The organism is Aminobacter sp. P4_H6_2, assembly GCF_056400805.1.
The window spans coordinates 1-3,809 of sequence record NZ_JBFUKO010000531.1; the positions used below are offsets into that span (position 1 = coordinate 1).

Consider the following 3,809-nt stretch of genomic DNA (forward strand, 5'->3'; position numbering starts at 1 on the left):
AACTCGATCAGTGTCTTGGCGCGTTCCTTGAGGCCTGGCATGGCAGCCAGCAGCTGTGCTGTGCGCTTGTCGTCGAGCTTGGCGAGGATCGCATCGCCGCCTGGCAGATAGGGCAGGGTCGTAACGAAGATGTCGAACAACTTGTTGTCGTCCATCTGGCGCATGTGGACGCCGTTCAGCGCCTCGAGCTTGGCAAAGTCGAAGCGGGCAGCACCCTTGTTGACATCCTCGATCTCGAACCAGCGGATCATGTCTTCGATGCTCATCACCTCGTCGTCGCCATGGCTCCAGCCGAGGCGGGCGAGGTAGTTGAGCAGCGCCTCGGGCAGGTAGCCCATGGCACGATAGGCATCGACACCAAGCGCGCCATGGCGCTTGGAGAGCTTGGCACCGTCCGCACCATGGATCAGCGGGATATGCGCCATGACAGGCACGTCCCAGCCCATCGCAACGTAGATGACCGTCTGGCGCGCGGCGTTGGTCAGGTGATCGTCGCCGCGGATGATGTGGGTGACGCCCATGTCGTGATCGTCGACGACGACCGCATGCATGTAGGTCGGTACGCCGTCCGAGCGCAGGATGATGAAATCGTCGAGGTCCTTGTTGGGAAAGCGGACGTCGCCCTGCACGCGGTCGCGCACCAGCGTCTCGCCTTCGGTCGGCGCCTTGATGCGGATCACCGGCTTTACGCCTGCAGGTGCCTCGGACGGGTCGCGGTCGCGCCAGCGACCGTCATAGCGCGGCGGACGGCCCTCGGCGCGTGCCTTCTCGCGCATTTCGGTGAGCTCTTCCTGCGAGGCGTAGCAGTAATAGGCCTTTCCCATGCGCACGAGTTCTTCCGCGACCTCGCGGTGGCGCGGCGCGCGCTCGAACTGCGAAATCGGCTCGCCTTCCCAGGTCAGGCCAAGCCAGGTGAGGCCTTCGAGGATCGCTGCGGTAGCGGCGTCGGTCGAGCGCTCGCGGTCGGTGTCTTCGATGCGCAGCAGCATGGTGCCGCCGGTGTGACGGGAATAGAGCCAGTTGAACAGCGCGGTGCGCGCGCCACCAATGTGCAGGTAGCCGGTGGGCGAGGGGGCGAAGCGGGTCACGACGGACATAGCAAATTCCAAGGGAGGCATGGCGTCGCCCGGCCGGAGACCGGCGGCGCATGGCGTTTCGGTGGCGTTGATGTAGCATAGAAGGTCTGGGGCGCAAGGGGCAGGCCCGATGGGCGAGCGCGTGCGGGAGGGGCAAGCCGGTAACAATCCGGTGGTCGAGACCAGCGAGCGCGGCTTGCTGGCAGGCTCGCAAACGCTTCCCGTCGCGTAGGCAGATCCAAAGTCGCCCGGGGCAGACGCTGCATTTTCCGACGCGGCGTCGCCAAATCACACAGCCTCCCCGCGTCTGTCTTGGCAGCAGCAAGGATCACGACTTTTAGCCGACCACCGGATCAGCGCGCGGTCAGCACTTGTCGCAATGGAAACAGAACTCGACCGCGGTGCCGCCTTCCTGCTTGTCCCGGTCTTTCTGTCATTCGGCGCGCTCTGCTATTTCGCTCTGCCTGCCGAACCTGCGATTGCGCCACTGGCTATCGCGTTCGTGCTGTTGGCGTCGCTCGCATTCCTTGTACGTACCCAAAGAGTGGTCCACTACGCGCTCGGTGCAGGCGCGCTCTGCCTGCTCGGCATGACCGTGGCGAAGCTTGAAACAGCGCGCGTGGCGACCAAGATGCGCCGAAATTTCGAGTGAAGTAACCGGGCGCGTCGTCAGGCTCGATCGTCTCGACAATGGCCGCGTGCGGCTGACCCTTGATGTCCTCGCAACGGCGCGTCCGGTTCTGCGCTACGCCCCGGAGCGTGTACGGATAACCGCACGCAAGATCCCTGACCGAGTGCAGGCTGGGGCGCAGGTGACCGGCTATGTCCGCCTCATGCCGCCCTCAGGGCCGGTGCGGCCAGGAAGTTATGATTTTTCCTTCGAGAGCTATTTCGACGGCATCGGCGCCAGCGGCTTTTTCATGAAAGGACCGGGCCTTGTTGCATCGGCCGGGCCATTGCCGGCAACGGCCAAGGCTTTCGCCGCAGTCGAAAACATCCGCGAAGAGATTGCCCATCGCATTCGGGACCGGATCGGCGGTGCCGAAGGTGAGATTGCAGCGGCATTGGTGGTCGGTGTGCGCGGCGGCATTCCCGAAGATGTCAACTAGGCGCTGCGGCGTACCGGCCTCTACCACATCATTTCGATCTCCGGCCTGCATATGGCAATGGTCGCGGGCACTGTCATGGTGCTGATGCGGCTCGGCTTCGCGGCCTTTCCCAGCTTCACATCACGTTGGCCAGTCAAGAAATACGCGGCAGGTGCTGCCTTGGTCTCGACAGGTGGCTATCTGTCCATCTCGGGTGCCGAGGTCGCAGCGCAACGCAGCTTCATCATGCTGGCGGTGATGCTGACCGCCGTGCTGTTCGACCGCGCCGCACTCACCATGCGCAACCTGGCGATCTCGGCGATCGTCGTCATCCTGACCTCGCCGCATGAAGTGGTTGGCCCGAGCTTCCAGATGTCATTTGCGGCAACGGCCGCACTTGTTGGCGCTTATGCCTGGTGGTCGGACAGGCGGGAGGCGCCAGCACAGCCTCTCGTGCAGCGCTCGTTGCCATCGAAGCTATGGCGCTGGCTTGCCACGGTTGCGATCGGGCTTGTCGCGACCTCGCTGATCGCCGGTCTTGCCACAAGTGTGTTCGGTGCCTGGCATTTCCAGCGTGTCTCACCGCTCAGCCTCATCGCCAACCTGGCAGTCATGCCGATCGTCTCGGTGCTGGTGATGCCGTTTGCGGTTCTAGCCGGCATCTTCATGCCGCTTGGTCTCGAAGGACTTTTTCTCGATACAATGGGCATCGGCCTAAAGGCCATGATAGCCCTTGCAAAGTGGTTCTCCGAACGTTCGCCCATTGATGCGGTCGGTCTGGTGTCGACCCATGCGGTTGTGTTCGTCACGGCCGCACTGGTCATTGCATCGATCGCCACAACCTGGTTGCGGGTGGCCGCCTTGCCATTTGCCGCTCTCGGCATTTTGTCGCTGGTGGAAACCGAAACACCTGTCGTTCTCGTCTCGGAAGATGGCCGCCTGGTGGGTGTGCCGATCGGAGACCCGAAGCTTGCTGTCAATCGCGCTCAACCAAACGTGTTCACAGTCGATAACTGGAAACGGGCTTTGAAAACCGACGTGTTTGTCTCCCCCATCCGCATCAACTCCGATGGTTCGACAAATCCGAAGGGCTCGGGCAACTCCAGTGATCCAAGCAGCACCGACAAGCAGGCTGCATTTGTCTGCAGCGATGGCCTTTGCCTGGTTCAGCATCCAGCTGCCGGCTTGATTGCGCATGCTGACCACGCGGCGGCCGCCAGGCGCGTTTGCGCAAATGCTGGTCTCATCGTTTTGAAAGACGCCAAGGCAAAGGACATTTGCCCAGGCTCAGCCGTGGCAGTGCTCACCAGCCGCGAACTCGCGCGCCTGGGCAGTGCGGCGATATTCCTCGAGCCCGCATCGGACAATAAGCGTCAAAAAATCGAAATCCGCTACGCTGTGGCCGAGCCATATCGCCCGTGGCACACCCAGCGCGAATTCTCTCGCGAGGCGAGGGGCCTGCCGCCCTACAAGCGAGAAAACAGGCGCCCGAAAGCACTGGAAGCACCAATTCCGGTCAAATAGCCGGAAATTCCGACAGCCATGGCCGAACGACACTTCGAGTAGGCAGGAACGGCTCCATGCCGCCCGGAAATCAATAGCGGCGGATCAACCCGACAAGCTTGCCCTGGACCTTGACCCTGTC

Annotated in this window: 4 protein-coding genes; 3 read left to right on the plus strand and 1 reads right to left on the minus strand. The window is 62.5% G+C overall.

Annotated elements, in window-relative coordinates:
• The coding region (gene gltX, locus AC1DUU_RS25875; protein WP_476786230.1) for a glutamate--tRNA ligase at positions 1 to 1,097 on the minus strand (1,097 nt) is incomplete at its 3' end.
• Positions 1,098 to 1,455: 358 nt separating this feature from the next.
• On the opposite strand from gltX, the gene AC1DUU_RS25880 reads away from it, so the two are divergent.
• The 3 genes from AC1DUU_RS25880 to AC1DUU_RS25890 are packed head-to-tail and all read left to right on the plus strand — an operon-like array spanning position 1,456 to position 3,688.
• On the plus strand, positions 1,456 to 1,728 hold the full coding sequence (locus AC1DUU_RS25880) for a hypothetical protein (RefSeq protein ID WP_476786231.1): 273 nt from the start codon (positions 1,456 to 1,458) through the stop codon (positions 1,726 to 1,728).
• Positions 1,729 to 1,774: 46 nt separating this feature from the next.
• Complete coding sequence (locus tag AC1DUU_RS25885) at positions 1,775 to 2,185, plus strand: hypothetical protein (RefSeq protein WP_476786232.1); 411 nt, start codon at positions 1,775 to 1,777, stop codon at positions 2,183 to 2,185.
• A 51-nt stretch (positions 2,186 to 2,236) separates the two neighbouring features.
• On the plus strand, positions 2,237 to 3,688 hold the full coding sequence (locus AC1DUU_RS25890) for a ComEC/Rec2 family competence protein (RefSeq protein ID WP_476786233.1): 1,452 nt from the start codon (positions 2,237 to 2,239) through the stop codon (positions 3,686 to 3,688).
• Positions 3,689 to 3,809 lie beyond the last annotated feature (121 nt).

Coding starts and splice junctions, on each gene's coding strand:
- AC1DUU_RS25880 (WP_476786231.1), top strand. CDS start 1,456: ATGGAAACAGAACTCGACCGCGGTGCCGCCTTCCTGCTTGTCCCGGTC.
- AC1DUU_RS25890 (WP_476786233.1), top strand. CDS start 2,237: ATGGCAATGGTCGCGGGCACTGTCATGGTGCTGATGCGGCTCGGCTTC.